This window comes from Bradyrhizobium sp. CCBAU 45394, assembly GCF_028128655.1.
GTDB lineage: Bacteria > Pseudomonadota > Alphaproteobacteria > Rhizobiales > Xanthobacteraceae > Bradyrhizobium > Bradyrhizobium diazoefficiens.
The window spans coordinates 1-25,600 of record NZ_LBIX01000139.1 but is presented as its reverse complement, the minus strand read 5'-3'; the positions used below and the strand labels follow the sequence as shown (position 1 = coordinate 25,600).

Annotated in this window: 22 protein-coding genes and 1 pseudogene; 17 read left to right on the top strand and 6 right to left on the bottom strand. The window is 58.2% G+C overall.

Annotated features, from left to right (window positions below; genetic code table 11):
- Window positions 1-800: 800 nt before the first annotated feature.
- Both WN73_RS13935 and WN73_RS13930 read right to left on the bottom strand, forming a co-directional pair.
- Window positions 801-1,535: a hypothetical protein gene (locus WN73_RS13935; protein ID WP_245570204.1), complete on the bottom strand. Its 735-nt coding sequence runs from the start codon at window positions 1,533-1,535 to the stop codon at window positions 801-803.
- Between the two features lie 441 nt (window positions 1,536-1,976).
- A complete protein-coding gene (locus WN73_RS13930) occupies window positions 1,977-2,678 on the bottom strand; it encodes a secretin N-terminal domain-containing protein (protein WP_179880058.1) in 702 nt (233 codons plus the stop codon).
- A 173-nt stretch (window positions 2,679-2,851) separates the two neighbouring features.
- Between WN73_RS13930 and WN73_RS13925 the strand changes: the two genes are divergently transcribed.
- The 11 genes from WN73_RS13925 to WN73_RS13875 are packed head-to-tail and all read left to right on the top strand — an operon-like array spanning window position 2,852 to window position 11,291.
- Window positions 2,852-3,370, top strand: coding sequence for a nodulation protein NolB (locus tag WN73_RS13925; protein ID WP_246740489.1), 519 nt, complete (start codon window positions 2,852-2,854; stop codon window positions 3,368-3,370).
- A 9-nt stretch (window positions 3,371-3,379) separates the two neighbouring features.
- Entirely contained in the window at window positions 3,380-4,246 is an 867-nt protein-coding gene (gene sctJ / locus WN73_RS13920; protein WP_271553289.1) for a type III secretion system inner membrane ring lipoprotein SctJ, read from the top strand.
- A gap of 11 nt (window positions 4,247-4,257) precedes the next feature.
- The gene (locus WN73_RS13915) at window positions 4,258-4,890 is read left to right on the top strand and encodes a nodulation protein NolU (RefSeq protein WP_271553287.1); all 633 of its coding nucleotides are present in this window, start codon (window positions 4,258-4,260) and stop codon (window positions 4,888-4,890) included.
- Window positions 4,887-5,510 (top strand): type III secretion system stator protein SctL, encoded by a 624-nt coding sequence (sctL, locus tag WN73_RS13910; RefSeq protein WP_097669618.1) that lies wholly within the window; start codon window positions 4,887-4,889, stop codon window positions 5,508-5,510. Before WN73_RS13915 ends, sctL begins: the two co-directional genes overlap by 4 nt.
- Window positions 5,511-5,512: 2 nt before the next feature.
- The gene (sctN, locus tag WN73_RS13905) at window positions 5,513-6,862 is read left to right on the top strand and encodes a type III secretion system ATPase SctN (RefSeq protein ID WP_371740535.1); all 1,350 of its coding nucleotides are present in this window, start codon (window positions 5,513-5,515) and stop codon (window positions 6,860-6,862) included.
- Window positions 6,838-7,374: a hypothetical protein gene (locus WN73_RS13900; RefSeq protein ID WP_097669639.1), complete on the top strand. Its 537-nt coding sequence runs from the start codon at window positions 6,838-6,840 to the stop codon at window positions 7,372-7,374. Before sctN ends, WN73_RS13900 begins: the two co-directional genes overlap by 25 nt.
- Window positions 7,371-8,489 carry a type III secretion system cytoplasmic ring protein SctQ gene (gene sctQ, locus WN73_RS13895; protein WP_271553285.1) on the top strand — a complete coding sequence of 373 codons (1,119 nt, stop codon included), beginning with the start codon at window positions 7,371-7,373 and terminating at the stop codon, window positions 8,487-8,489. Before WN73_RS13900 ends, sctQ begins: the two co-directional genes overlap by 4 nt.
- On the top strand, window positions 8,482-9,147 hold the full coding sequence (sctR, locus tag WN73_RS13890) for a type III secretion system export apparatus subunit SctR (protein ID WP_097669621.1): 666 nt from the start codon (window positions 8,482-8,484) through the stop codon (window positions 9,145-9,147). The genes sctQ and sctR overlap by 8 nt, the downstream gene beginning before the upstream one ends.
- Before the next feature lie 2 nt (window positions 9,148-9,149).
- Window positions 9,150-9,425, top strand: coding sequence for an EscS/YscS/HrcS family type III secretion system export apparatus protein (locus WN73_RS13885; protein ID WP_097669622.1), 276 nt, complete (start codon window positions 9,150-9,152; stop codon window positions 9,423-9,425).
- Between the two features lie 10 nt (window positions 9,426-9,435).
- Window positions 9,436-10,257 (top strand): type III secretion system export apparatus subunit SctT, encoded by an 822-nt coding sequence (gene sctT, locus WN73_RS13880; protein ID WP_097669623.1) that lies wholly within the window; start codon window positions 9,436-9,438, stop codon window positions 10,255-10,257.
- Window positions 10,254-11,291, top strand: a complete 1,038-nt coding sequence (locus WN73_RS13875; protein WP_161533290.1) for an EscU/YscU/HrcU family type III secretion system export apparatus switch protein — start codon at window positions 10,254-10,256, stop codon at window positions 11,289-11,291. The genes sctT and WN73_RS13875 overlap by 4 nt, the downstream gene beginning before the upstream one ends.
- Window positions 11,292-11,327: 36 nt before the next feature.
- Here WN73_RS13875 and WN73_RS13870 read toward each other — a convergent pair whose 3' ends face one another.
- The 4 genes from WN73_RS13870 to WN73_RS13855 all read right to left on the bottom strand — a co-directional run bounded on the left by WN73_RS13870 (window position 11,328) and on the right by WN73_RS13855 (window position 15,937).
- Window positions 11,328-11,996 carry a CpaD family pilus assembly lipoprotein gene (locus tag WN73_RS13870; protein ID WP_271553281.1) on the bottom strand — a complete coding sequence of 223 codons (669 nt, stop codon included), beginning with the start codon at window positions 11,994-11,996 and terminating at the stop codon, window positions 11,328-11,330.
- A 10-nt stretch (window positions 11,997-12,006) separates the two neighbouring features.
- The gene (locus WN73_RS13865; RefSeq protein WP_271553280.1) at window positions 12,007-13,461 is read right to left on the bottom strand and encodes a type II and III secretion system protein family protein; all 1,455 of its coding nucleotides are present in this window, start codon (window positions 13,459-13,461) and stop codon (window positions 12,007-12,009) included.
- 27 nt (window positions 13,462-13,488) lie between these two features.
- Complete coding sequence (locus WN73_RS13860) at window positions 13,489-14,178, bottom strand: response regulator (protein ID WP_161533292.1); 690 nt, start codon at window positions 14,176-14,178, stop codon at window positions 13,489-13,491.
- Window positions 14,179-15,727: 1,549 nt separating this feature from the next.
- A complete protein-coding gene (locus tag WN73_RS13855) occupies window positions 15,728-15,937 on the bottom strand; it encodes a hypothetical protein (RefSeq protein ID WP_143279380.1) in 210 nt (69 codons plus the stop codon).
- 1,218 nt (window positions 15,938-17,155) lie between these two features.
- Between WN73_RS13855 and WN73_RS13850 the strand changes: the two genes are divergently transcribed.
- The 6 genes and pseudogenes from WN73_RS13850 to WN73_RS13825 all read left to right on the top strand — a co-directional run bounded on the left by WN73_RS13850 (window position 17,156) and on the right by WN73_RS13825 (window position 24,280).
- On the top strand, window positions 17,156-17,326 hold the full coding sequence (locus WN73_RS13850) for a hypothetical protein (RefSeq protein WP_271553278.1): 171 nt from the start codon (window positions 17,156-17,158) through the stop codon (window positions 17,324-17,326).
- 285 nt (window positions 17,327-17,611) lie between these two features.
- Window positions 17,612-17,777 (top strand): annotated as a pseudogene (locus tag WN73_RS13845) (IS6 family transposase); the annotation flags it as partial.
- Between the two features lie 66 nt (window positions 17,778-17,843).
- Window positions 17,844-19,064 carry a peptide antibiotic transporter SbmA gene (gene sbmA / locus WN73_RS13840; RefSeq protein WP_271553277.1) on the top strand — a complete coding sequence of 407 codons (1,221 nt, stop codon included), beginning with the start codon at window positions 17,844-17,846 and terminating at the stop codon, window positions 19,062-19,064.
- 1,083 nt (window positions 19,065-20,147) lie between these two features.
- The gene (locus WN73_RS13835; protein WP_271553276.1) at window positions 20,148-21,629 is read left to right on the top strand and encodes a pentapeptide repeat-containing protein; all 1,482 of its coding nucleotides are present in this window, start codon (window positions 20,148-20,150) and stop codon (window positions 21,627-21,629) included.
- 204 nt (window positions 21,630-21,833) lie between these two features.
- Window positions 21,834-22,715, top strand: a complete 882-nt coding sequence (locus tag WN73_RS13830) for a pantoate--beta-alanine ligase (RefSeq protein ID WP_097669630.1) — start codon at window positions 21,834-21,836, stop codon at window positions 22,713-22,715.
- A 323-nt stretch (window positions 22,716-23,038) separates the two neighbouring features.
- Window positions 23,039-24,280, top strand: coding sequence for a cytochrome P450 (locus tag WN73_RS13825; protein ID WP_271553274.1), 1,242 nt, complete (start codon window positions 23,039-23,041; stop codon window positions 24,278-24,280).
- Window positions 24,281-25,600 lie beyond the last annotated feature (1,320 nt).

The following is a 25,600-nucleotide window of genomic DNA, read 5'->3' as shown; positions in this document are numbered from 1 at the left end:
TGCTGTTCAGCGGCGCTGACGGCGATCATCAGGTGGGGGAGTTTCAAGTGACCATACCCGGGGGATTTTGACCGACCCACGGGGCTACGGAGTACTCCAAGGGGCGAGCCGCGGCAGCTGGGATGGCGAAGAGGGGGTGGGCGGCTTTCGGCCGTATGCAGGACGACCGCAACAGCGTTTTGTTGGAGCGCGATCCTGATAATGCTCGTACTTTCGCAGAAGTCCGCTGATGCTTGCGGAGCAAAGCTCGACCAGTGACATTAATCCAGCCTACCGAAGCTGTGATAGTTGACCCATGAGGGCGAGCCGTTGCAGTCACGCCAATACTATCAATCGCTCGCGTCCTTGCATTGTGGGTGCTCACGTCTGCCAACAGGGCAGGACAAGCGGCAGGCGGGGCAAGCAGTTCGAATGTTGGACCTGCGCGGTCAGAACGCGCCTATCCTATTTCAGAACGCACTCTTACCTTTGTCGTCGAGGACATGACCGTCCCGCGATCTTCTAGAATCCCGCGGGATGTCGCTGGACGCGCTATACCGACTTTGTCCTCTTTAGCGCCAGCGCGTTTGTTTCTAGCGCGTCCATATGAACAATGATCTCATCCATATCGAACTTTGGCTTAATCGGGTCGGTCGGCCTTTGATTGGACGCTGCCGTGACCATTGCAATTCTGAAATGTCCCTCAAAGAGGAGCTTGGCCGCGGAATAGCCGCCGGCCCGATCGCCTTCATCAGGTGCTCGTCGGCAAGGTCGCTCTGTCGGCCCTCGAAGATGACCCTGCCGTGGCTCGGCTACAGCCGCTAGTGAATGGGCGGATCTTCCGGGTCTGCAGGTCGGTCTTCCTCCATACCTTCGGGCCAAAGAGTCGGGTCTAGCGACGGTGTGAGACGAATGAAGCCCTCTTCTCTCCATTCGGCTGTGTGAGGCACGCCGAGCATGGTGAAAACCTGCGTTGGGTCGTGCTTGCTCGGCTTCACTCCGCTGCGCTCCAGCATGTCGATTTGAGCGCCTGTGGCTGGTTGACCAGCGAACACCCAGTAATCCTTGGCGAGATGTCCGTTCAGCATACGGAACTCGGAAAGCTCTGGCGGTGCAGCTTCGGGAGGCCCAGCTTGAGGCGGTCCCGCTTGCAATGGCGGGGCGTGAGAGGGGCCGGCGTGCGATGGTTCAGGCCGCAATGGGGCGACGCACGATGGTCCGGCATGCGATGGCTCTGCCTCCGATGCCTCCACGTGCGGTTGCTCGGAATGCGACGGGTCGACTTCCACATTCTGCCATATCAGATCTTGATCGAAACCAGGATGTTCCTCGATGGCCTGAGCGATGGTTTGCTGCGAGAGATGTTGCGGGAGGTTTTCCGGCTCTGGCTCGGCATCGGCCGCAGGGGGCGTATACAGATCATCCTGCCAACCCAAGTCTGGCAAATAGCGGAGCGCTAAATCCAGGTATGGCGCATAGGGCTGCCCAGCATCCAGATATGGAGAATAGGGATGGCCAGCGTCCAGATATGGCGAATAAGCCTCGCCCTGCAGCACTGGAGGAGCAGCTCCATCTGGCGGAGCACTAGCCTGTGTGTTGCTGAGCTGCCGCTCAAAGCCGGTGGTGTCCGTCGTCGGTCGCGGTGTGTCGGGCTCTGGGCTCGTAGTCGCCGAGCCGACTGCATTGAAATCCACCCCGTTCCTCCTTTCAAATGATGGAGCACTTCGAGCTATGCAAAATCTCCCCCGTACTAGCTCCGAAGCACGTGCTCGAAGGCTCGCATTGCTAAGGCCTCGCGCTACGTTTAAAGATGGCGCTAAGCACCTTCCGCTCGAGCATCCCGTGCCTAATGCATACATCCGCGGCTGTCTCCATGAGCTGGCCGTCTAGACATCGCGCGCTCATGCTAGGCACCTTTAGCTTTCGAGAAGCGGACGATCTGATGGATTTAAGCCAAGGCCAGTTCGCCAAATCGCTCGGAGACACATCATCAAGTGTCACTTCAGGCCTGGACCGGCTTCGCGCACGACGCCATCCTGGTGCGGAGTGTCGGAAGAATAATGACCTTCCGGTCGTCCGTCCCGAACGACCGTGCTCGAGGAGCCGCGAAACAACATCAAAACCGACTCGCGTTGTGGCCTTTCGGCCGCGACGGGATCCCGCCGGGCCTGCGCCTCCGCCACAAGGCCCTTGAGGGTCTGGTCCACCAGCGCAACAAAGCGCGGTGGGCCAGAAGCCAGGACGAGGCCTTCTCCCGGAGCCGGTTTCACGATAAAGCGCTCATCGGAGATGTTGAGCGCATCGAGCGCGGTCTTGAACGCATCGAAGCTGATCGGGTTCAACACAATCAGCCGGCTTTGCGCCTCGTGGGCAGCGGAGACGTAAAGGACGAGCCCGTCGTAGTACCATTGAAGATTGTAGAGGGCTGTCAAACGATCGAGGAACTCTCGCGGCGGAAGGTCCGGCATTCGTCCGCGAATCCTGCCCCTTACCTCGGCGCTGACATTGACCCTGATATTGAGATTGTTGCCGAACTCCTGAAGCGCCGCAGAAAGATCCTGATCGAGAACGGTGTAGCTATAAGGGGTCGAGGGTAGTGAAAGTGATGCGCCAAACGCCCGCATTATTCCGAGATAGACGAAAACCCCGACATATAGAGCTCTCTTCAAAATTTGCACCATCTTAGATCGCATGAGCATTCCCAGACGCCTTCCACTCAGAATAACACTGGAGTTTCATTCCAACTTGGAAGTCAAACGTGATCTTTAGATGACGCAATCAGCGGCATCTTCGTCAGGTTTTCGTCAGCTCGCTAATCTATGACCTTGATCCGCTTATCGGTCAAAACGCCTGGTCACATCACGCGAGAACAATGACTCCTTCCATGATGTTAGGCGCAACGCCGATCTCTTCCAATGCAGTTGGCTGTCTTCCCAATGCCTGCTCGCCGGCAGCTCCTGGCGAGCAGGCGCACTTTGAGCAGGCTCTCGCGCAAGCAGCTTCCAGTCAAGCAGCTGCCTCCCCGGTCGCGGACAAGCCGGTGGTTGCTCCGCCGGTAACGGAGGTCCAGCGCGCGAACACGTTGGCAAGTCCGCCGGGCGACCGCGTCCTTCACACCCTTTCCAGCCTGTACCATGGCCATGCCGTTCCTCCGGCTGTCGGAGGCGTGCCGACTGCTGTGAGCGGTCTGCAGCCTGGACCGGCTACCCAGCCGCTCTTGCAGTCGGACGACGGCGGCGCACATGCGACGGTTAAGCCGGTTGGAGCGGAGTTCGATTCGATGATGGTCAATCTGCGGGACGTCTACAGAGACGTCATTCAGGTTTCGCTCGTGTCCAAGGGTACCAGTGCCGTCAGCTCGTCGCTAAACAAGCTGCTGTCGGCAGGCTGAGTGAGGTTGATGAGTGGCGTGATGCAGAGGGGTAGCGGCGGCGGTCGTCAATCGTGGCGGCGACTTCGCATGTGTTTTGCTCTGCCCCTTCTGCTTCCGCTGGTCGGCTGCAAGGCTGATCTCTACACCAAAATTCAGGAGCGCGAGGCTAATGAGATGCTTGCGCTTCTCCTTGGTAAGGGTGTTGATGCCGTTCGTGTTGTCGCTAAGGACGGAACCAGTACAATCCAGGTTGAGGAAAAGCAGCTTGCCTATTCGATTGACCTGCTCAATATCGAGGGGCTGCCGCGCCAATCCTTCAAGAATCTTGGCGAAGTGTTCAAAGGATCGGGCCTCGTTGCCTCGCCGATCGAGGAGCGGGCCCGTTATGTTTATGCTCTAAGCGAAGAATTGTCGCGCACGATCAGCGATATAGACGGCGTCCTTTCAGCTCGTGTCCATGTCGTTCTTCCGAAGAACGATTTGCTGCGCCAAGATGCGACCCCGTCCTCTGCGTCGGTTTTCATCCGACATGGCTCCAGCGCGAAACTATCTACGCTGCTACCGCAAATTAAGATGCTTGTCGCAAACAGCATTGAAGGTTTGTCCTACGACAAGGTCGCGGTCGTCTTCGTGCCGGTTGAGCGGGCAACGCTCGAGCAGTCGGCCGGGCCGGCGGCCGCTGCGGCTCAAACAGCCAAATCTGGTTCAATGCCGTTGCTTGCACTCGGTGTGGGGGGCGCCGGCGCCGCATTCGGCATCGTATCTTACGTGTTGCTGGGCACCCGTCTTCGTCGGCCCGGACAATCATCGCGCAAATGGACCATTTTCGGTGCACGTTCGAGTGCGCCCGCTGTGCAGGCTGCCCGCAAAAAGATGATTTCTGATGCGACATAGTCAGGACGCTCATGTCGACATCGATATCATCAACCGAACCCAATCGTTCGTTCACGCTGGCTGCCGATCGGCTGCGCGAGCTCGTGGCCTCGATCGATCCGAGCCGTTTCGCTGAGCGTCTTGATCCGCTGCTGTCGCCTCCCGCATTGGTCAGGCTACAGCGGAGTGCCAGGCTGCAGCCAAGACTGGCCGAGCTGCTGCTTGGCAGCGAAGTGGATCTGAGCGGCGCCGGCTGGAACGAGGACCCTCTGCTCGGGCACGATCCGCGTCGGGCTGCGCTGCTCGCGGGCAGCATCTGGCATGCACGCTCCGTCCTCAAGCTGGTATCCCGGCACGATCTGTCGATATTAATCGAAATGATCGGTGCTGAAGCGCATGCTTTCGGGGTCCGGCATTTATCCAATGCGGTCGCAACGACCCCCATTGTCGATCCTGAGCAATTGTCGCGACAGATCGAATGCGACGGGCATGCTTGTCTCGGCGCCTGGCTCGAAAAGGCTTCATCACTTGACCGTATCCGCGTGCTTCTACGCCTGCCGATTGGGACCGCTGCGGAGAATCCGGGTGCTGAACACCGTAGCGCGGCCGGCCCGCTGTTTTCCCTGGTAACGGCCCATTTGAGGACGGAGGCCGCCAGGGCATGACAGCCGATGCCCCAGAATTCCCCGTGGCACCACAGATTCGGCCCCTCGGGCCGTTGATCTCGGCAGCCGAGCTCAAGATCTGGCACGATGCCGTAGAGGCACGGGCTGCTGCCGAGCGGCATCTGCAGCGGGTTCGCGGTTGGGCACGCCAGGCTTATGAGCGGGAACGAGCGCGGGGCCGCGCCGAGGGCGCAAAGGCAGGCGCAGGAGAGATGGCGCGACTGATAGCGCAGGCTGCTTGTGAACTCGCGCAGCGAAAGGCTGTTCTGGAGCGGGAATTGCCGCAGCTGGTGCTTGAGATCGTGCGCGATTTGCTTGGGGCGTTTGATCCGGGCGAGATGCTGGTGCGGGGCGTTCGTCACGCCATTGAGCAGAAATACAAGAACACGGAAGTGTGCCTTCACGTATCCCCTCTGAAGGCCGATCTGCTCGCAAGTGAGTTCAGGGGCTATGACGGACTGGAAGGGCGGCCCAAGGTCAGGATTGAGCCCGATCCGGCGCTGACGGCGGACCAGTGCGTCTTGTGGAGCGAGTTTGGCAATGTCGATCTCGGACTTGGCGCGCAGCTCCGCGCCCTACGGCTCGGGTTAGGTTTGCCTTCGCACGGAGGTGAATCGTGACCATGCAACAACCGACCCATGAAGCCGCCGCCGGAGAAGGAACTGTCCACGCCGCGCTCTCATCCTTGAGATCTTCTGCGAAGCATATCGATACGCGCGCCGTCCGCGGTCGGATCACGCGGGCAATCGGCACGCTTCTGCATGCTGTCTTGCCCGAGGCCCGCGTTGGAGAACTATGCCTGTTGCAGGATCCCCGCACCGGGTGGTCGCTCGAGGCCGAGGTGATCGGCCTGTTGCCCGACGGGGTGTTACTCACACCGATCGGTGACATGGTCGGGCTGTCCAACCGTGCGGAGGTGATCACAACCGGACGAATGCAGGAAGTGGCGGTCGGCCCCGATTTGCTCGGCCGAGTGGTCGACAGCTTTGGGCGTCCGCTCGATGGCAAAGGTCCGATAAAGGCGGGGGAAGCCCGCCCTCTGCGGGGTAAGGCACCCAATCCGATGAAACGGCGCGGCATCGAACAGCCTTTTCCGCTCGGCGTCCGTGTCCTCGATGGCCTTCTGACGTGTGGAGAAGGTCAGCGAATCGGAATCTATGGTGATGCCGGTTGCGGCAAGTCGACGCTGATGTCGCAGATCGTAAAAGGCGCGTCGGCCGACGTCACCGTCGTTGCGCTGATCGGCGAACGTGGACGAGAGGTGCGAGAATTCATCGAACGTCAGCTTGGAGAGGCCCTCGCCCGTTCCGTAGTCGTGGTTGAGACCTCTGACCGTTCGGCGATGGAGCGGGCGCAATGCGCTTATATGGCGACGGCACTCGCCGAATATTTCCGTGACCAGGGACTGCGCGTCGTTCTGATGATGGATTCTTTGACGCGCTTTAGCCGCGCCATGCGTGAAATCGGCCTTGCCGCAGGAGAACCGCCGACCCGGCGCGGCTTTCCGCCCTCCGTGTTTGCGCTGTTGCCTGGCTTGTTGGAGCGCGCCGGCATGGGCGAGCATGGCTCCATTACGGCGTTCTATACAGTGCTTGTCGAAGGTGACGGCACGGGCGATCCAATTGCGGAAGAATCACGAGGCATCCTCGATGGCCATATTATTCTCTCGCGCGCGCTGGCCTCTCGAGAGCATTTTCCGGCCATCGATGTGCTGTCGAGCCGAAGCCGCGTCATGGATGCAATCGTATCTGTGCCGCATCGTAAAGCGGCATCCTTCTTTCGTGATCTGCTCTCGCGCTACGCTGAGGCCGAGTTCTTGATCAAGGTCGGCGAATATAAGCAAGGCTCTGATCCGCTAACCGACCGGGCGATTGCCTCCATCGAGGATCTGCGAGCATTTTTGCGCCAGGGTCAGGACGAGGCATGCAGCTTTGAGGAGACGATCGCATGGATATCACGTCTGACCGCCTGAATCCCGTTCACGCGTCGAAATTGCGACTCGTCAAGGACATGCGGGAGCGGAGCGCCCTCCGTGAGTTGTCCAACATGGAAGCCAAGCGCCGCATTGCGGTTCAAGCCGTCGAACAAGCTTGCGAGCATCTTGCAAATGCCGAAAGACGGCGCGCAACGGTCGAAGCGGAGCTTTATCGGGAGATGTTGTCGGCCGATGCGATTTCAGTCCCCGAACTGGAGCGTCGCCATCATCTCATCATCGGCCGGCTCACAGACGAGATCGCAGCGGCGCAGCGGAGCCTTGGTAAGGCTCGTGCTGCTCAAGAGCAGGCCGAGGCTGCGGCTGTTGAGGCGCGCAGCCTTTGGACCAAACGTTCGGCCGCGAGCCAGAAATGGCATGAGATCGAGCGCGACGTTCGGCGCATCACCAATGCGCATTTCGAGGCCGCGGCTGAAAGCGAAGCCGATGATGAGGTCCTGCTCCGCTACCGGCGAAGCCCATCCGGGCAAATGGGAGGCGAGCCGACATGATGGCCGATTTTCCTGTACTGGAGCCTGGGTGTTGCAATGTGGAAGTAGAGCCTGCGACATACAGATCGGGTGGCCCCACACCCTTTATACCGGCGCTGACCCTCTCTCGCGCTGTGGCCTCGTGGCTCAATGAGATCGCAGCTTTGCGCACACCTCTGCAAAGCCGTCTCGGCGAGAAGCCGCTATCGATCGTTGTAAGCCGGCTTGTCTGGCAGGCGGAGCTGGCTCCGGCATCGATGCTCGACTGCGTCTTCGAAGCAGACGGTGAAACCCTCATCCTGTCCTTGCCCGGGCCGCTTGCCGAAGCGCTGATTGAGACCGTGCAGGACGGCCTTACCTTACCTTCTGAGCCGGCGCGTTCGCTGATCCTGGAACTTGCGCTTGAACCCTTGCTTGCTCCGCTGGAAAGAATGACGCAGCGGAATCTGCAGCTTGTTCGCACTGATGAAGCGCCCAGTGCGAGACCTTATCTTGAATTTGACGTCGTCTATGGTCAGCTCGCCAGCAAGGCTCGCCTGCTTCTATTCTCGCCTCTTGACGTTCAGGTTCCGTCGGCGTTCCGCGCCCTCGGCGAGTTGCTTGGCCGATTGCCGCGACAGACGCCCAGGCTGCTTTCTGACCTCCCGGTCATCGTTGCAGGCCATATCGGTTCGCTCCGCGTCACGATCGGCGTTGTTCGCCAAGCACGGCAAGGCGACGCGCTGCTCCCGGACGCAATTCCCCTCGCTAGAGGCCAGATCATTCTCACGGCAGACCGATTGTGGGCTCCTGCAGAGATTGGCGGCGATAGGCTCGTGCTGCGGGGACCATTCCGCTTGCGATCCCACCCCTTGAAAAGTGAAGATGTGATGACACAAAGCCAGACGCAGCAGCCCCCCTCAGAGGCCGATATCGACAGTCTCGAGATCACACTCGTATTCGAATGTGGCCGCTGGCCGATGCCGTTGGGAACCTTGCGAACCATCAACGAAGGCCACGTGTTCGAAATTGGCCGGCCGCTTGACGGCCCGGTCGATATCCTTGCCAACGGCCAACGTATCGGCCGCGGCGACATCGTGCGGATCGGCGAGGAACTGGCCGTCAGGTTACGCGGCAGGTTGGCGCTTAATGACTGAGATTCAACCCAGCATCCTTGCGCTTCTTGCGATAACCGTCGGCCTTGGCCTGCTGGCCTTTGCAGTCGTCACAACTACCGCCTTCATCAAGGTCTCGGTTGTTCTCTTCCTCGTGCGTAATGCGCTGGGGACCCAATCGATACCGCCGAACATCGTCCTTTACGGAGCGGCACTGATCCTGACCGTATTCATCAGCGCGCCGGTCTTTGAGCAGACCTACAATCGCCTTACCGACCCCCAACTTCGCTACCAAAGCTTCGACGACTGGATGACGGCCGCCAAGGAGGGGCAGGAGCCGCTGCGAGCCCATCTTAAGAAGTTCACCAACGAAGAGCAGCGCCGCTTCTTCCTGTCGTCCACCGAACATGTCTGGTCGGAGGAGATGCGCGGCAGCGCCACGGCAGATGATTTTGTAATTCTTGTGCCGTCGTTCCTGATTTCCGAGCTCAAGCGTGGCTTCGAAATCGGCTTTCTTCTCTATCTTCCCTTTATCACGATCGATCTGATCGTCACGACGATCTTGATGGCCATGGGCATGTCGATGGTCTCTCCGACGGTGATATCTGTCCCGTTCAAGCTCTTTCTGTTCGTCACTATCGACGGCTGGTCACGGCTCATGCACGGGCTGGTGTTAAGCTACACGACGCCAGGAGGTTGACGATGAACGAAGCCAGCATCCTCACGTACTTGAGCCAATCGCTTGTCCTTTTCATGATCTGGATTCTGCCGCCGTTGCTCGCAGCTCTCATCTCAGGATTGATCATTGGCCTCATCCAGGCGGCAACCCAGCTCCAGGATCAAACCTTGCCGCTGACGGTCAAGCTTCTGGTCGTCGTCGCCGTGCTCGCCGCGTTTTCTCCCGTGCTCAGCGCTCCACTCATCGAACAAGCAGAGCGCATTTTCAGCGAATTTCCTGCACTCACCGCAAGATACTAGCAGAGCTTGGATGGCTGGCCTGTCACCCACAGATGCGCAAGCTGTTGTCCAGAGCGCGATCGAGCTCGTCGCCGCAACCGCTCTGAGCGCGTCCCGCGCCCTGGGCATCATGCTAGTGCTTCCCGTCTTTACCCGGCCGCGCATCAGCGGCCTGATTCGGGGAAGCCTGACGATTGCGATCGGCCTGCCGTGCCTCGCGCAGGTGAAGCTCGGCCTGCAGGCACTGGACCCGAACACGCGTCTGGTCAGTGTCACCCTGCTTGGCCTAAAGGAGGTATTTGTCGGTCTTGTGCTCGGCATCCTGCTCAGTATTCCACTATGGAGTATCCAGGCAGTCGGCGACATCATCGATACCCAACGAGGAATTTCAAGCCAGATTGCGGGCGAGGATCCCGCGACGCACAGCCAAGCGTCCGGAACGGGGCTTTTTCTCGGCATTACGGCGGTTACGATCTTCGTTCTGGTCGGCGGCCTCCAGACGATGGTGAAGAGCCTTTATGGCAGCTATCTGGTCTGGCCCGTTTATCAGTTCCTGCCTGCAGTGACGTCGCAAGGGGCAATGGAATGTCTGGCCCTTCTCGATCATATCATGCTGACGACGCTGCTGGTCGCAGGGCCGGTGCTGGCCCTGCTGCTGCTGATCGATATCTCGGTCATGATGCTCGGCCGTTTCGCATCTCAGCTCAAGATGAATGATCTCTCCCCGATGATCAAGAATGTCGCTTTTGGCATCATCATGGTCAGCTACACCGTCTATCTACTGGAATACGCGGAAGCTGAAATCTTGAACTCGGACAGCATGCTCGATTATCTGAAGAAGCTCCTGAAATGAGCGGTACGAGTGAGGAGAAAAAGCTTCCTCCGACGCCCAAGAAGCTGCGCGATGCGCGCAAGAAGGGGCAGAGCGCGCGCAGCTCCGATCTGGTGAGCGGCGTCAGCGCCTGTGCCGGTTTCGGCTGCCTGTGGTGGCGAGCGGGTGCCATCGAGGACAAATGGCAAGAAACGGTCCGACTGGTCGATAAACTGCAAGAGCAGCCGTTCACCAGCGCGGTGCCACAAGCGCTCAGCGGCTTGCTAGAACTTTCGATTGCAACTGTTGCGCCGTTGCTCGCCGCTGCCGTGACAGCAGCTCTTCTGGCCAATGTCCTGGCCAATGGCGGTTTCATGTTTGCTTCGGAGCCGCTCAAGCCGAAGCTCGAGAAACTGGATCCCATCAAAGGCTTGAAACGGATCGCGTCGAAACGTTCAGCCATCGAACTTGGCAAGACGCTGGTTAAAGTCGTCTTGCTTGGTGCGACCTTCTTTCTCACCGTTTTCGCAAGTTGGAAGGCGCTGATATACCTGCCGGTCTGCGGCATGGGCTGTTTTGGCTTCGTCTTCAGCGAGGTTAAACTGCTGACCGGGATTGCCGCTGGAGCTTTTCTGGTCGGCGGATTGGCTGACCTTCTAATCCAGCGCTGGTTGTTTATGCAGGACATGCGCATGACGGAAACGGAGGCCAAGCGCGAGAACAAGGAACAGCAAGGCAATCCGCAGGTGAAACGTGAGCACCGGCGTCTCCGGCAAGAGTCGGCGAACGAGGCTCCACTCGGCGTCCATCGCGCCACGTTGATATTGAGGGGCCCGACAACGTTGATCGGGCTGCGCTATGTACGTGGCGAGACCGGCGTGCCGGTCTTGGTCTGCCGTGGCGAGGGGGACGCCGCTTCAATACTGCTTGGCGAGGCGCGCGCGCTGCGCCTCAACATTGTGGATGACGATGTCCTGGCACGTCAGCTGCTCGGCAAAGCAAAGCTCGGCAACCCGGTTCCTTCGCAGTATTTCGAATCAGTCGCCAAAGCACTCTATGCCGCCGGGCTGGTCTAGATCGGCTTTACCTGGGGCTGCGATAGCAAACCCGCGCTATCGAAGCGGCTGTACCTCCCTTGTTGTTGCCCCCCCCGCGGCTTCCGACTCTGCCTTCCTGCCCGCGCCATCTTCGCCGTTAGTCTTACTGCGCGGGGCAAAGGTCCCGTAGCTGGCAACAGGAATGGCGGCACGATCGCCATGACTCGTCATGATTGATCGATTGTCCAGCAAATCGAGCGGGTCGTTTACCATGGTTGCCAGATTGCTTCTGGTCGAACAACCAAGCGTCGGGTCAAACGAATTGTCGTTCACAGTAGGACCGACGATGGAAAGCGACGGACAGGGCGGAGTATGGGCTTCGAAGGTGATCGCCTCGATCCTCACCCCGGAACGGGCGGGCGGATCGAGCGGGGAAGTGGACAGGCGGATGTTATAGGAGGCAACACCCATGGCCCGGGCCTCGTGAGCCACCTGCGCGATGAGGGGCGGGGAGCCGGTGACATCGAGATGGAGTGCATCCCGCCGGCCCTGACTGGCAGTCGCAATGAAACTCCGCAGCCGATGCGTTTCGGGGCCACGAAGGCTTCGTAAAAACAAGATACTGCTGTTCTGCTCCACCTGAATCGCTTGTTCAGCCGGTCTGTAATGGACCGAAGCAGTATTTGCGCATCCGCCTAATGTTGCTGCAAGACCAATCAAATGGCACAATTGTCGCAAAGTCATTTGACGATCCTCATTCGATAATAAAGCCGGCGCTGCCGGTCAATCCTGGTGCGCTGACGCGAGGCGCATCGCGGTCTCGCGGCGGCCGGGCCACCGTGTTCGTTAAAATCCGCCCCGCGTCTGAGGGCGGTGAGATGCGGTCGCTTGGCGCACTCATCTTGTTCGGGTTCGATCCGGGCCGCACGATGTACGGCGTGACAATAATGACCAGCTCGGTTTCACGTTTTTGAAACGACGAGGAGCGAAAAAGCGCACCCAGGATCGGCACATCGCCGAGCCAGGGAAACTCGCCGATATCAGTGTTGAAGTTGCGCCTGATGAGGCCGCCGATTGCAAAGCTCTGACCGCTGGCGAGCTCGACCACGGTGCTCGCCCGCCGAGTCGAGAGGGCAGGGACCGCCATGCCGTTGATTTTGACTTCGCCTTCGCTCGACAGTTCGCTGACTTCGGGCTTCACACGGACATTGATCTGATTATTGCTGAGAACCGTCGGAACGAACTCGAGGCTCACGCCGAATTGGCGAAATTGGACTGAAACCTGCCGGTTATCCTGCATCACCGGAATGGGGAATTCGCCGCCGGCGAGGAAGCTTGCGGCTTCGCCAGACATCGCCGTCAGATTCGGCTCAGCCAGGATTGAGGCGAGGTGCTCGCTCGCGAGAGCGTCGAGAACAGCGCTCAGGTTGGTATTGCCGGCGTTAAACCCGATCCCGATCGTGCCGCCGCCGCCGGCCGCGCCGGACCCGCCGCCTTTGCCGGTGACAAGGAACGCGCCGTTTGGGCTCGAGGCGGTGAAGTTGATATTGAGATCCTTGACAGCGCTGCGGGAGACTTCTGCCACCCGTACGCTGAGATTCACCTGCAATGAGCCGGCGACCTGGATCTTGTTGACAACCAGCGCGCCCGCCCCAAGAAACTGCTCCGTGACCTTCCTGGCGGTCTCGACGACATCGGCATTGGGCGCCGTGCCGCTAAGGATCGCGCCGCGCGGAGTATAGCTGACTTGAATCGGATAGTCGCCGACCTCGGCCTTCAGCGCGGCCCGCAGATCCTCGATCGGTTGGGTGACGACAACACGCAGCTCGGCGAGAGCCTCTCCTTTGTCGTTCAGGGCGAACAGGCTGGTCCGTCCGGACTTTTTCCCAAACACGAAAATCGTGTTGTTCGACGGCGCCTGATAATCCGCAATCGCCGGGTCGGCAATAAAAATGCTTGCAGCCGGTCCGGTGAGATGAACTGTCTTGCCCTGTGAGGAGGTAAGGTTGAGCGTTCCGGTGGTGCTGCCAGGCGCCGCACGTGGCGGTTCTCCTTTGTCATCCCGCTTTGTCTGAGCTGTCACAGCCTGCGGAAATAGCAGAGCGACTGCGCACAGGACGTAGCAGAGGCGGGGAAATGCGGCATAGTGCGAGCCGCCGGCGACCATCGACGGCTCATCAGCGCCGGCGTCATTGTTAACGACGTTCAAGGGAGTGTTGCTTTCAAGTTCGATCGGCTAGGCAGCCGATGCTGCGCCAATGAGTTCAAGGGTGTAACCGACACCACGCGCGGTCTTGATCCTGAGCGTTGCGCCCGCCTGGCTCAAATGCGTGCGTAAGCGATAAATCCCGACTTCCAGCGCATTGGTCGAGACCTCGTCGTCAAATGCATACAAGCTATCTTCGAGCGATGCGCGCGGCACGGTACGGCCGGCGCGGTTGAGCAGATGTTCAAGAATGCACACTTCGCGGCGCGCAATTCTCAGTATTCGACCGCCGACGGAGACTTGTCTCGCGATCGGATCGAAATGCAGATTCCCAAATGTCACCACCGGCGCCGTCATTTGCGTTGACCGTCGCAAAATAGCTCGCATGCGAGCAATGAGTTCGTCGATAGACATGGGCTTGGGCAGAAAATCATCCGCGCCTGCATTGAATATCGCAATCCGCCGGCTGAGATCATTGAGACTGCTAATCATCATGGCCGGCATTGACCGTCCCTCGCGCCGCAACTGCTTCAGCCAGTCCAATCCGTCTCCATCGGGCAAAGCCGATTCGAGCAGGATCATGTGATAGTTTGCGCAATCGAGCGCGGCCGCCGCCTCATCCAGCGTGCGTGTCACGTCGACGGCGAAGCCGCAATTCAAGAGCGCTTCCTTCGCGTTGCGGGCAAACTCCGCGTGATGATCAACCAGGAGAATTCGCATTTCATCGCCTCTCGTCCATCCACGCCAAGACCTGAGCGCGTCACGATTGCCCATGGGGCTCGATGGAACTGAGAGGCGGTTGCGTTGGCGTGAATTTGAACAGCCCGAAACGATAGGGCGGAACATGTTGACAGGCGACCAATATCTGCGGGTCGATCGTCATCGGATGGACCACGGACCGCCGCGGACTGCTTACGCCGTCGACGCCGCTCAACATGTCCCTCATGCCAGCACGAGATCTGATTTTGTTTAAAAGGCTGAAGGCCGCGGCAGCCCGCTGACGCGTCTGTGGGCCGATCGCAGCCGTTCTTGCATGCACTGAGCCGACACCTGCAGTGCAAATAGCGCCAGGCCGCGCAATCGAAACCAAAGCGGGAGAGACGATCGGATTTGTGGCGGAACAGGTGAGCGAAATCGACATTTGCAACTTTCCCAATTCGTCTTGGTCCGTGGTCAGTCTTGCTGGGCTGTTGAGCCGTCGTGTCGTGAAGTCACGACAATGCAAGCCTTTCCGTATTCGAAGACACGTCACGCGACGCATCTGGCCAATGGCTTCACAGGCCGAGACGCACGACAGAAACGATCAATGCCCCCCTCGGCTTGAAGAACACCCTCGCCCCCGCCAATTGTTTGCACGCAAGGCGTCAACCGTCCTGAAGTTCCATCGCGCCAGAGGTCCCCCTGTACGCCGCAGCCCAGCGAAAGCTGCGGACGATGGCCGCTTCGCGCTGCACGCTGTTGCCGTCGCGCATAGTTCCAGGTGGCTCCACCGGCACCGTTTCGTCTCACGGCGTGCGCAGCGCCAGAATGATCGGTTCTCGAATTCGAAGTTGGCGTGTGCCCGGAAAGGGAAGATAGCGACCGCCAGCGTTCTGCTCGCGCGCCGCATCTTGATTCGCTTCCGAGGGGATCGGCGCTGCGTTGTCCGATCTGCACATAGGCGATGTCGGACGCTGGCCCTGGAGAGGAGCAGTCCAGCAACGTGACCGGGCGGAGCGGCGGAGCATCGTGCTTTTGAGACGTTCGCAATTCTTGCTACCTGTTAGGAAGAGTTCACGCGAGCAGGTTCTGTGTCGCGGGGCTGTCTGAAATCCTACAATCTGACGCTAGGTGAGATTCAAGTGCCTTTGATTGCTGGTTGTAGCAATGCTCTCGAACTCAGCATTTTGAAGTGATGACGACACAGTCCGGACCAGACTATTGACCTGCGCGTAAGGCGCGTCCCTCTCGACAATGTCATGAGCATTTCGTCGGTCCAATTAAGGCATAGCTCGAGCCAACGCCGATGACAGTGTGAGAAGGCAGTTGTCTTTGCTTGGACTTAAGGCGTGACGTCACGGTCGTCCGATCGACCTCATACGTGCCAATTCAGCAAGGAGACGGCAGCGAGCCGCGTGATGCTTCTATGTGACGCGCGGGAGCTAACTTCTGGGATGCAGACGCCCGAGCGCGCAAGCCGATTTGACCGGCAAGGGACTCAAAGAATAATCGATTGCCGCAGGACATTCGTGAATGCTGCCTCCATAGATCACGATCGACTATGGGGCTTTTAGGCAAGATCGGCAAAATCGATTGTTTTGATGGAACGCATCCAGGTAGCGAATAGGCCGTTGTGCGACGGCATGCCTTGGCGCTGAGCAATACTCCATTGACCTGATCCGTTGATGCGGTCGGACCCGAGCTCTTTTGATTGATCGCGCGATCGATGGCAGGTCGAGCTGCCGAAGGGATCGATGCTCCGCCTTAGTGGGTCGCTCATCCGAACCTCCCGCCAAATGTGTCGGTGGCGATCGGATCGATGCGGGGCGAGGCCGCAGCGCTCCAATGAGGGCGGTGGAAGAGCGAACAATGTGCGAGGGTGTCCTCCAGAGCGTCGGGTACCTCTTAGGATGTGGGCGCGCCTTCGTCCCTTGCGGCAGGTCAACGGATGGGTTGATCTGAACTTTATTCGCGAAGTCATTGTCGTTCTTCGTGAAGCGGCGCCGCTGGGAAGACTGTTCCTTAGGGTGGTCGTCTTGGTGAACATCAAGGAACATGCGAGAACGGTGCGGTCGCCAGTTGTCTAATCATTAGTCTCCAGTCTGCCGCTTGTAGAGATTCCCTTCGCTGGCCGTTCGGGAGCCGCCCGGGAACAAGCGCTCGGTCTCACGGTCTGCCCAGCGAGCACATCAAATCCACATCCGCATCGATGTTGTCCTGATCCTCCACATTCATTCCAAGGCCAATACTGCTCAGTGCGTCGTTGTCGGGCGTCCAGGCCGCGGACTTCGGTACGGCGTAGGTATGCAGCGTGTTCCGTTGTTGGCGATCGCTCTCGCCCCGCGGTCACGCGAAACCGTGAGTTTTGAGGGATCTTCGACCAACGACACGAATGGAGAAGCTGTTGGCTTACCACACATAGGCCATCCAGCCTGGCTCACACGTCCCTGGAATGTCGCTCCAGAGGATCTTCAATGGAAGAATGGTCCCGCGCCGTGTTACGGACATGCGATATCGCACATGTGCTGGCTTCCGTGCTTGGTTCGCAATCGCCGTCCTGGTTCAGGAAACGATGCAGCTTGAGATATCCCGATGCCGCTACATTGTCGAAAATGCGGTCCCGCTCGACACTTTCGTCCCCCGTTGCGGTTGCTGGCGCCCATCGTGCTGATTGCTGTTCGGCCAAGGCTGTCTCGTTCTTGAGCGCTTCAAGCGTCGCGCCCGTTTGCGTTGCGGCAAGATGGGCGCGCCGCTGACAAATGATGCGGCTGGATAGTGCTTGGTTTGCGGCACCGCCTCATTCGGCGCACTCGATGATGCGACAGCAGGATCCGATGTTTGGTGAATGGAATGCAGACCATGCACCTGGACTTCAAAGTCTGCTTGATCGGCCGGCAGCCGCACCGGTGAGCTGGCTTATACGCTCAGTTCGACTGCTTGACGATTTACCCGGTGCGGTGACTGTCAAACCGAGGCCTCTGCGGCTTTCCGTGGATCGATGTTCATCCGCCTCCCCTCTGTTGGTGACCAGTTCTTTGCAAAGACAGCTTTCGAGAAGCTGACGGGCGCGAAAATGCTGCTGTTGGTTTTAGATGAGGATTGGCGGATATACCGAGGCGCGTTCAGCCGGACTCAATGCCGCAAGCTGGCGCTCCATTGCGCCATCTAACATGTATTTCGAGGGGTAAGCTCAGCTGCCCTGATTGCAGGGACTTTTTACCGCAGCGCGATGTTCGTGCCAGCCGATGTCCGCACCTGTCGTTCAGCCGGCAGATGTCGGCGCCGTCTTGTGGTTTCTAATGGCTCTGCTCGATGAATCATTTCGCTTGATGACCCCCGCGAGGAGGCGACTTCAGCAAACCTGACCTACGATGTTGTGACGTCAGGAATAGCCGTCACAACCACTTGCATCTGATTGCGACTGATTGTCTTGTTCGAAGTGCGACGACGCTAGGTCGCGAACCTTTTCCGCATCCCCTATCCCGGAGCCGCCACTGCCGACTTCCGTCGTGCTTCGCGCGAGCGAGCCTTCGCGGCTCGGCGCGAGATCTCCACGACAAGCGCTATCGCCGAATCTCGAGCCTTTGAGAGGTACCTCCTTCAGCTCGGCGGTCGATTAAGTTGACGACGCCCGACGGTCTCCTGTAGTCCAAGAGGCCACAGATGCTCGGACCTCAGTGCTAACCATGTTCGTCTCGTTCTTCCCCCGACCCAAGCTGTTCTTTCTCTCGGCGATCGTTTGGACCGCACTGGCAATGCTGGTCTGGCATGGCTTCGCCAGCAATCTATTCGAAGCGCCGCAAAGATCGGTCGGGTTGGCGACGTTCACGTCGGCGCCGGCTCTCTGGTTCGACCTCTATTTCGCCGCATGCTCGGCGATATTTGCGGCTGGCTGGATGTTGGTTGCGCCGCATCCCTGGGCGAGGTGGTCGATTCTTGGCTCCGCGCTGATACTGTTCACCTCCTACTTTCAGGTCCAGGTCAGCGTCGCCATCAACAGCTGGTATGGGCCCTTCTATGATCTTGTCCAGGCCGCGCTTTCGAAATCGGCGCAAGTGACGGTGCAGCAGTTCTACAGCGAGTTGTCGACTTTTGCCGGCATTGCTCTTGTTGCGGTCGTGGTCGGTGTGATGACGCGTTTCTTCGTCAGTCACTACATCTTCCGCTGGCGGACGGCGATGAACGATTTCTATGTTGCAAGCTGGCCGCGGCTGCGCGCCATCGAAGGCGCCTCGCAACGCGTACAGGAAGACACCATGCGCTTTGCGAGCACCATGGAAGGTCTCGGCGTCAACCTCATCAGTGCCTTGCTCACGCTCCTGGCTTTCCTGCCTGTTTTGGTGAGGCTATCCAGCAATATCACAGAACTACCTCTGATCGGTTCCATTCCCTATCCGCTGGTGTTTGCAGCAGTGATCTGGTCGGTGCTCGGCACCGGCGTTCTCGCGTTGATCGGAATCCGCTTGCCGAGAATCGAGTTTTTCAACCAGCGGGTGGAAGCAGCCTATCGCAAGGAACTAGTGCTCGGCGAGGACGACCCCGCTCGCGCCGACCCGCCGGGATTGAGCATGCTGTTTGGCGACATTCGCAGGAACTATTTCCGGCTTTATCTGAACTTCATGTACTTTAACGTAGGCCGCATCGTTTACCTGCAGACCGACACCATTTTCCCCTATGTCTTGCTCGCACCCACGATCATTGCGGGCAAGATTACGCTTGGCGCGATGAACCAGATTTTGAATGCGTTCGCGCAGGTCAGAACCTCGTTTCAGTATCTTATCAACTCATGGAGCACCATTGTCGAACTGATTTCGATTTATCAGCGGCTGCGGGGCTTTGAGTCCAAGCTCCATGGCGAGCCGCCGCCCTCGATCGAGACAGAGAGGGAGCCATTGTCGTTGGGATGATACCTGCATTCCAAAGCCCCTGCTCTGGATGTGACGACCCCGGATCATGTCTTTCATTTCACCGGCTTCCGCGCCAGGCATAGAACTCCAATTCCCACAGTGTCGGGTCGGAGGAGGCGCGCTTGATTGCTCTTGCGCTGGCCTCCGTCCGCCGCACAAACTGGACGTGCAGTTTCCCGCATCCAGCTTTCAGGAACGGGCTCTTGCGGCTGAAGCGAAGGGATCAGTGAGACCAGCCTGACCAGCTTGAACTCCTGTGCAGCCGTGCGGTCGGATATTCATTCCAGGCTGCGTTCCGCCACGGCTTGCGCGGCGCGACAAGAGCCTTCGGATGATCCAGCCATCCAGCTGATGGAAGGTATCCCTCCATTGAGGGTCGCCTTCCCCCCTAGGTGGACCCGACCAGCGCGCGGAGCTGGGCTAACCGAGTTCGAACACTCCCTAACCGTGAGGCCGGCGATCCGCACGTGTCGAATTGCAAGTCCTCGATTGCGTGCCCGCAAGGACTCGCGGCTCTTGCTCTCCTGCAAACGAGCTCGGAATTTTCGCTGCGCGATAGCCTTGCGATCATGGTGCGGTCCCTGACAACGAGACTGTCTTTGTCAGGTTCAAAGCATTCGCGTCAATTACGATTTCATGAAGCCTATTCAGCCCCTTACTTGCGACTGATGCGGCTGGCACGGTCGTTGCTATCGAAAATGGGGTAACACCGAGTAAGGGCTGAGTGCAGCCCTAGATGAACGATCATTTTTCCGCCCGCAAGCGGTGGGGCCATTCTGAAAAATAAGCAAGACCTTGAAACGTTCGCGTTCGGTTTGATGGAGAGCGATGTGGATTTGCCTATATGAGCCGACGACACAAATCGCGCCTTCTGGACATATCTCACTGTCAGACGACCGTTGCCTTGTCAGCGTTGCCGGGCTTGGTCAACAATCGCAGCGAGCGGCACTGGGAGGGGGCATGACTAGAATTCGGCTGACGTGCTCAAGCGTGCCGGCTGCGGGAGGCCACCGACACAATAGGCGCCTCTCGACGCATCGTGTCGCCATTTCGCAGACGAATACGTAATACGGAATTGTCGACATGCCGCAAACGATCGGCGCTGATAGCGAGTGCACCGCGAATGAAGGGGCAAAGCACTGGTCAGAGACGAAAAACAACCTTTCATCAGATGGCGAGTTTGTTCGGTACTGGAGCCGAGCTGCTGATCGGTTGCGCGCAGTGGCCGCTGTCGGCAGGCGAACTGAGGAGGCGATCAGAAAGACTGGGATTGGTTTGCAGCTATCCTCCGAGAACTTTAACGGTCACGACCTGTCAGATTTCCCGTTGCGACGCTGTACCCTCAATCGTGCGCAGCTCTATGGAGCAAAGTTGGATCGGGCAGACCTTTCTGGGGCGAACCTTGTCTGTCCGGGGCTAGAGAGGGCAAGTTTCCTCGGGACCAAGCTCGATTTTGCGTATATGCACGCGATTGCAGCGCAGGTTTGCAACTTCGATGACGCCAGTCTGCGCAATGTAATTGATGCAACCGGCAGTCTGTTCCACGGTTGCAGCATGAAAAGGACACGCTTTGACAACGCGATGCTCAGCGGGCTCCTCGTTTACCAGTGCGACGCGAGCGATGCTGTATTTGATGGCGCGGAATTACAGGGTTCGACCATCAATGAATGCTTCCTTCCATCCGCCTCCTTTCGCTTTGCCAAGCTGAGCCAAGTCACGATCACGAAGGCGCATCTGGCGGCTTGCTCGTTCTTCCAGTCAAAGGGGGACTGTTTATCGATCGTGCGTCCCACCTCGGTCGACGGTCTTGTCCTGGAAGGCGCTCATCTTCCGTATCTGAGGCTCTCAAAGGTGAGCGGCCGCGTTACGGCGAGAGCCCTCTGTGCTCCATTCGCTGACCTTCACTTGTCAAATCTTTCAAGTGCGGAGCTGGAGCACGCAGACTTGACGGAGGCGCGGCTTCTGTCCGTAAGCTTGTCCGACGCGAACCTCGTCGGTGCTGTGTTGAACGGTGCATCCATTCATTCCTGTCAGCTCGATGGAGTGGACCTATCTCGGGCGTCAGGCGAAAACATTTCGATAACAGAGAGCACAATGCGAGCCGCCAAATTCACGGGCTTTCGTGGTCGCTGTGCCTTTGTGCGCGACTGCGATCTTGAGCATGCAGACCTATCCCAGGCTTACCTTTACAGGTCAATGATTACCGGTGATCCGCCGCAATCGATGGCATTGGATCACGCAAATCTCGAAGGATCCAATCTCGTTCAGGCATATCTCGCCGCCGGAATAGCCGACAGCAACCTGGAGGCAGCGCGCGTCGCATACGTTCGCATGAACCAATCGTCCTTGCGCGACGCGAACCTGAGTGGGATATCGCCATTCCAGGCCAGCTTCGTAAAGGTCGACTTTTCGGGCGCTAAGATAACGACATTCGAGCCACCGTTTTTTGCAGACCGATGTCCGGGACTGCAGGCCGCTTTGAATAGTGATCAGCCGCGCGAGCCATCAAGCTATCTGGACGAATTCTCATCGTTGATCAGACGTGGTCGAGAAGGGTCAACCTGACGGCTTAGGAAACCACAAAATTGAAGGGGCTACAGTGTCCGCGAGCTTAGAATAGGTTGGTGCGGTAGTCCGAGCTGTGAGCGGGCGTTAAAGCTCTTTGGGGGCTCGCTGACGTGCGCGGTCAATACGACACGCGGGGCGGACCTTCTGCGATTCGACCGATCAGAGCACACTTTCGGCTTTCGAAGAAACTGGAGTAAGAAAATGCATCTGGCATGTCTTTCCGCAGGCAAAGCTTTCATCCGGGAGGTGGCGAGAACAGGTCAGACTATTGGGACGGTACACACTCTAGGCGCCCTGCATCTTGGGCACGCAGAACTGATCAGGAGAGCGGCATCGGAGAATGACGTCGCGATTGTCACGGTCTACCCGAACAAGAGCCAGCTCAAACCAGGTGGGAGCTACGATTTCAATTTGGACGATGATATTGGGCTTGCCCTACGTGCGGGAGCAACTGCCGTGATTTCCTCGAACGATACCGAAATGTTCCCGCCTGGCTATCTAACGTTTGTATCGCAAGGCGATTATCATTTGCGTTTAGATGGGCCTGAGGAGTACTTGAAGGAAGCCGTTACCGGGGCAATCCGCTGGATCTGTTATGCGCGACCAACTCGCAGCTACTTCGGCCTCAAGGATATCGGTCAGGCGATCCTGGTGAAGCGCGCCGTCGCAGACCTCCTTCTCGATTGCGAGATACGGTTTGTGCCGACCGTGAGATACAAAAACGGCGTGCCAGTTTCGTCGCGCTTGAGGCAATTTAGCCGCTCCGAGCTTGATGAGCTGTCGTGTCTCTTCACGGCACTCAACCATTCGAGGAAAGAGATCGCCCAAGGAGCGTCGAGCGTCAAGGATCTAGTAGCGTCGGCTACATCTCAAATTGAGTTCCGACAGTTTAAACTCGATTTTGTTCGAATTGTTGGTGCTGAAAGCTTCGAAGACCTGGAGCAGGTCAAGCTTCCTTTTATAATTGTTGGAGCGGCAATGGCGCATGGTCTCAGGGTCTTCGATAGTATCTACGTTCCAGATCAGGATACACTCCTGAATGGTCCTCCGGATGTCTGGATAGATCTGCCTGAACAGTCCTAGCCAGACGATTATGCATAGCGTGATTTCGACTGCAGTCGCCACTCCGGCCGTGCCTGAACTTATGACTGTGCATTTCGGCTCGACGCTGCCTCCAGCGTAGAACCATCGTCCAACTGCGGTGATAGCTCTCACCGATCCGCTGAGTAGATCGACTTGGAAAGTCAATTCGATCCTTACTGCCCAACATAGTAGGGAGGAGCTAGCTGCACTTTGAGATAGTCTGGTCGAGCGGCCGGTCGCAGCCCCACGCCACGGCAGCTCGAAACGGTGAATCGCGATCCTGGATCCGTAAGCTCTCAAGAGCAAAATCTACAGAGACGATCATGAAAAGGCGATTGGAAGATTATAGAGCTGACGACGACTGTATTATCCCGCTGAGCAATCTGGATGTAAGCGAGGCCAAGCGCTTTCAAGACGACAGCATATGGGGTTGCTTCGAGCGGTTGCGAAGGGAAGATCCCGTTCACTACTGTCAAGACAGCCCTCATGGTCCATATTGGTCCCTGACGAAATACCGGGATATAGTAGCGGTAGACACAAACCACAAAGCATTCTCGTCAGAGCAAGGTGTCACTATTGTCGACGTGCCTGACAAGCACTGGACCCAGAGTTTCATCAAGATGGGGCCTCCCCAGCACGCCGAACAGCGCAATACCGTGAGTCCGATAGTCGAGCCGGAAAGCCTGACGAAGCTCGAAAGCTTGATCCGCTCTCGGGTCAGGGCGATTCTAGCCGGCCTGCCGCGCAATGATGCCTTCAATTGGGTGGACATGGTCTCCATAGAGTTGACGACGCAAATGCTCGCCACGCTGTTCGACTTCCCATTTGAGGATCGGCGACTCCTGACCTATTGGTCAGACGTAGCTGTTGCAGTTCCGAAAGCAGGCCATGCGATCGATACCTGGGACAAGCGAAGCAAAATCTTGTCAGAGTGCCTCGACTATTTCACCAGACTTTGGAACGAGCGCATCAATGCCGAGCCGCGCCTCGACCTGATTTCCTTGATGGCGCACTCGCCCGCCACACGCCATATGGAGCCGAGTGAGTTTCTCGGGAATCTGATTCTGCTGATCGTTGGGGGGAATGACACCACGCGCAACTCGATTACCGGCGGCCTCCTGTTCATGAGTCAGTACCCCTCCGAACTGCGAAAACTAACCGTCAATCCAAAGCTGGTCTCGAGCGCCGTGTCCGAGATTATTCGATACCAGACGCCGATCGCACATATGCGCCGCACCGCCGCTACCGATAGCATCGTAGGCGGGAAACAGATCAGTAAGGGCGACAAGGTCGTTATGTGGTACATCTCCGGCAACCGGGACGAAGAGATCATTAAGAGCGCCAACAGCTTCATCATCGACCGCAAGAATGTGCGGCAGCATCTCGCCTTCGGATTCGGCATCCATCGCTGTCTTGGTCGACATCTTGCGGAACTTCAGTTGAGAGTCCTCTGGGAAGAGATGCTGGATGCGGGACTGGAGGTCAAGGTTGTCGGCGAACCCGAGCGAATTGCGTCCAACTTCGTGCACGGCTATTCCGCTCTCCCCGTACGGATTGCAGCCTAGGCCCTTATCGCTCCGGTCTGGCAGCGGACACGCGGTGGGGTTTGGCTCGTAGTGAACCATCTCCGCTTCTGCAAGCAGCGAAGATGGTTTGATCGACGCGAAACAATTGCTGCATCTCAGGATCTAGTCATCAACAGGGCGGATGTTTGAAGTGTCCGTGAGGAGCGATAGTGTAGCGCGCGGACAACTTGCAGCGGCATCAACCAACTTGGAGAATGCAATGTCTACGAAATCCAAAGTCGTGAAGCCCAGTCATGACGCCTTTGTCGTCACCGGTGAGGTGAGAGCGCCTCCTGGACTAAGATCGGCGCGGTCTGGTGATGGCAGCAAGGGCGTCAAGGTCGCTCCGATCGCCCTGCTTGTCAGCGGAAGGCTCGTTACCCGCGAGCGAAAAGAAACCACCGACTCTGAGTCCGATGCGGTGTCACGTGTGCTTGCGGGGACACTCGTCCCTTCCAAGGCTTTTGATTGTTCGGGGGCTGCAGGTCCATCCGGACCGGAAAGCATTCTTTGGTAGACAATGCTCCAGGCAACGTGATTGCCATGAAGCTGCGCTTCACAGATGGGCTATGCCATGAGAAGTTCCGCCTTCCTCTGGGATTCCAAGGTCGTCGCCGGCAGTAACCTTCAGCTTTTGGGTGTGTCTGTCGTTACCGTCTGAAGTTTGATTGTCACATCGAGTTTCCAACATCCCAACACAGAGCCGCGCCCAGCACCCGCGTCAGTATTTGACCCTACGTTCAGTGAGCAGGGATCGTGGTCGGCTGAGAGAAACTAGACCAGATTATCTGCGAAAATGTCATCCAGCAACAGGACAAGACCACAAGCTGCCCCAGCGCTGCGAGAAGTGGTGATCGCGCACCAAACCACGAATGATCAGAGATAGCCTTTTCACGTGCAAGGCGTTTTTGGTTGAGTGTGGCAGATGCCAATCACCCGTCGCATTTGCACCTCCTGCCTGACACATGTCGGGAACTGCGGGCGACACGGCAACTACGAATTCGCGCTCTCGGCGCAACCGGGCGAGTCGCAGAGGCGGCCAGCTACTAACTCGAGCTCCTGCAGCTCGATCTCGACGGCCCGGGCGAGCAGCTCACGGGCTCCGTTCCGCAGAATTTCTGGCAGTGGATCGTCAACCGCAGACGGCTGACTTCTCGTTCATGCGTATCGCTCTCCTTGAGAGGTTAGGGCAGGCTCGACACCTGCCTTGAACGCCGCCTATCTCAACCCGTCATCACCCACGTCCCCGCATAGCTCTCATAGTTGTCCGTGAACAAGCCTCCAAGCACTTGATTGGGAGTCTGTTTTCCGGTTGCGGCG

Bases quoted from the DNA above. Each gene is read 5' to 3' on its own strand.
- WN73_RS13930 (WP_179880058.1), bottom strand. From the start codon at position 2,678: ATGCTCATGCGATCTAAGATGGTGCAAATTTTGAAGAGAGCTCTATAT.
- WN73_RS13925 (WP_246740489.1), top strand. From the start codon at position 2,852: ATGACTCCTTCCATGATGTTAGGCGCAACGCCGATCTCTTCCAATGCA.
- sctJ (WP_271553289.1), top strand. From the start codon at position 3,380: ATGAGTGGCGTGATGCAGAGGGGTAGCGGCGGCGGTCGTCAATCGTGG.
- WN73_RS13915 (WP_271553287.1), top strand. From the start codon at position 4,258: ATGTCGACATCGATATCATCAACCGAACCCAATCGTTCGTTCACGCTG.
- sctL (WP_097669618.1), top strand. From the start codon at position 4,887: ATGACAGCCGATGCCCCAGAATTCCCCGTGGCACCACAGATTCGGCCC.
- sctN (WP_371740535.1), top strand. From the start codon at position 5,513: ATGCAACAACCGACCCATGAAGCCGCCGCCGGAGAAGGAACTGTCCAC.
- WN73_RS13900 (WP_097669639.1), top strand. From the start codon at position 6,838: ATGGATATCACGTCTGACCGCCTGAATCCCGTTCACGCGTCGAAATTG.
- sctQ (WP_271553285.1), top strand. From the start codon at position 7,371: ATGATGGCCGATTTTCCTGTACTGGAGCCTGGGTGTTGCAATGTGGAA.
- sctR (WP_097669621.1), top strand. From the start codon at position 8,482: ATGACTGAGATTCAACCCAGCATCCTTGCGCTTCTTGCGATAACCGTC.
- WN73_RS13885 (WP_097669622.1), top strand. From the start codon at position 9,150: ATGAACGAAGCCAGCATCCTCACGTACTTGAGCCAATCGCTTGTCCTT.
- sctT (WP_097669623.1), top strand. From the start codon at position 9,436: ATGGCTGGCCTGTCACCCACAGATGCGCAAGCTGTTGTCCAGAGCGCG.
- WN73_RS13875 (WP_161533290.1), top strand. From the start codon at position 10,254: ATGAGCGGTACGAGTGAGGAGAAAAAGCTTCCTCCGACGCCCAAGAAG.
- WN73_RS13870 (WP_271553281.1), bottom strand. From the start codon at position 11,996: ATGACTTTGCGACAATTGTGCCATTTGATTGGTCTTGCAGCAACATTA.
- WN73_RS13860 (WP_161533292.1), bottom strand. From the start codon at position 14,178: ATGCGAATTCTCCTGGTTGATCATCACGCGGAGTTTGCCCGCAACGCG.
- WN73_RS13855 (WP_143279380.1), bottom strand. From the start codon at position 15,937: ATGAGCGACCCACTAAGGCGGAGCATCGATCCCTTCGGCAGCTCGACC.
- WN73_RS13850 (WP_271553278.1), top strand. From the start codon at position 17,156: ATGTTCATCCGCCTCCCCTCTGTTGGTGACCAGTTCTTTGCAAAGACA.
- sbmA (WP_271553277.1), top strand. From the start codon at position 17,844: ATGTTCGTCTCGTTCTTCCCCCGACCCAAGCTGTTCTTTCTCTCGGCG.
- WN73_RS13835 (WP_271553276.1), top strand. From the start codon at position 20,148: ATGCCGCAAACGATCGGCGCTGATAGCGAGTGCACCGCGAATGAAGGG.
- WN73_RS13830 (WP_097669630.1), top strand. From the start codon at position 21,834: ATGCATCTGGCATGTCTTTCCGCAGGCAAAGCTTTCATCCGGGAGGTG.
- WN73_RS13825 (WP_271553274.1), top strand. From the start codon at position 23,039: ATGAAAAGGCGATTGGAAGATTATAGAGCTGACGACGACTGTATTATC.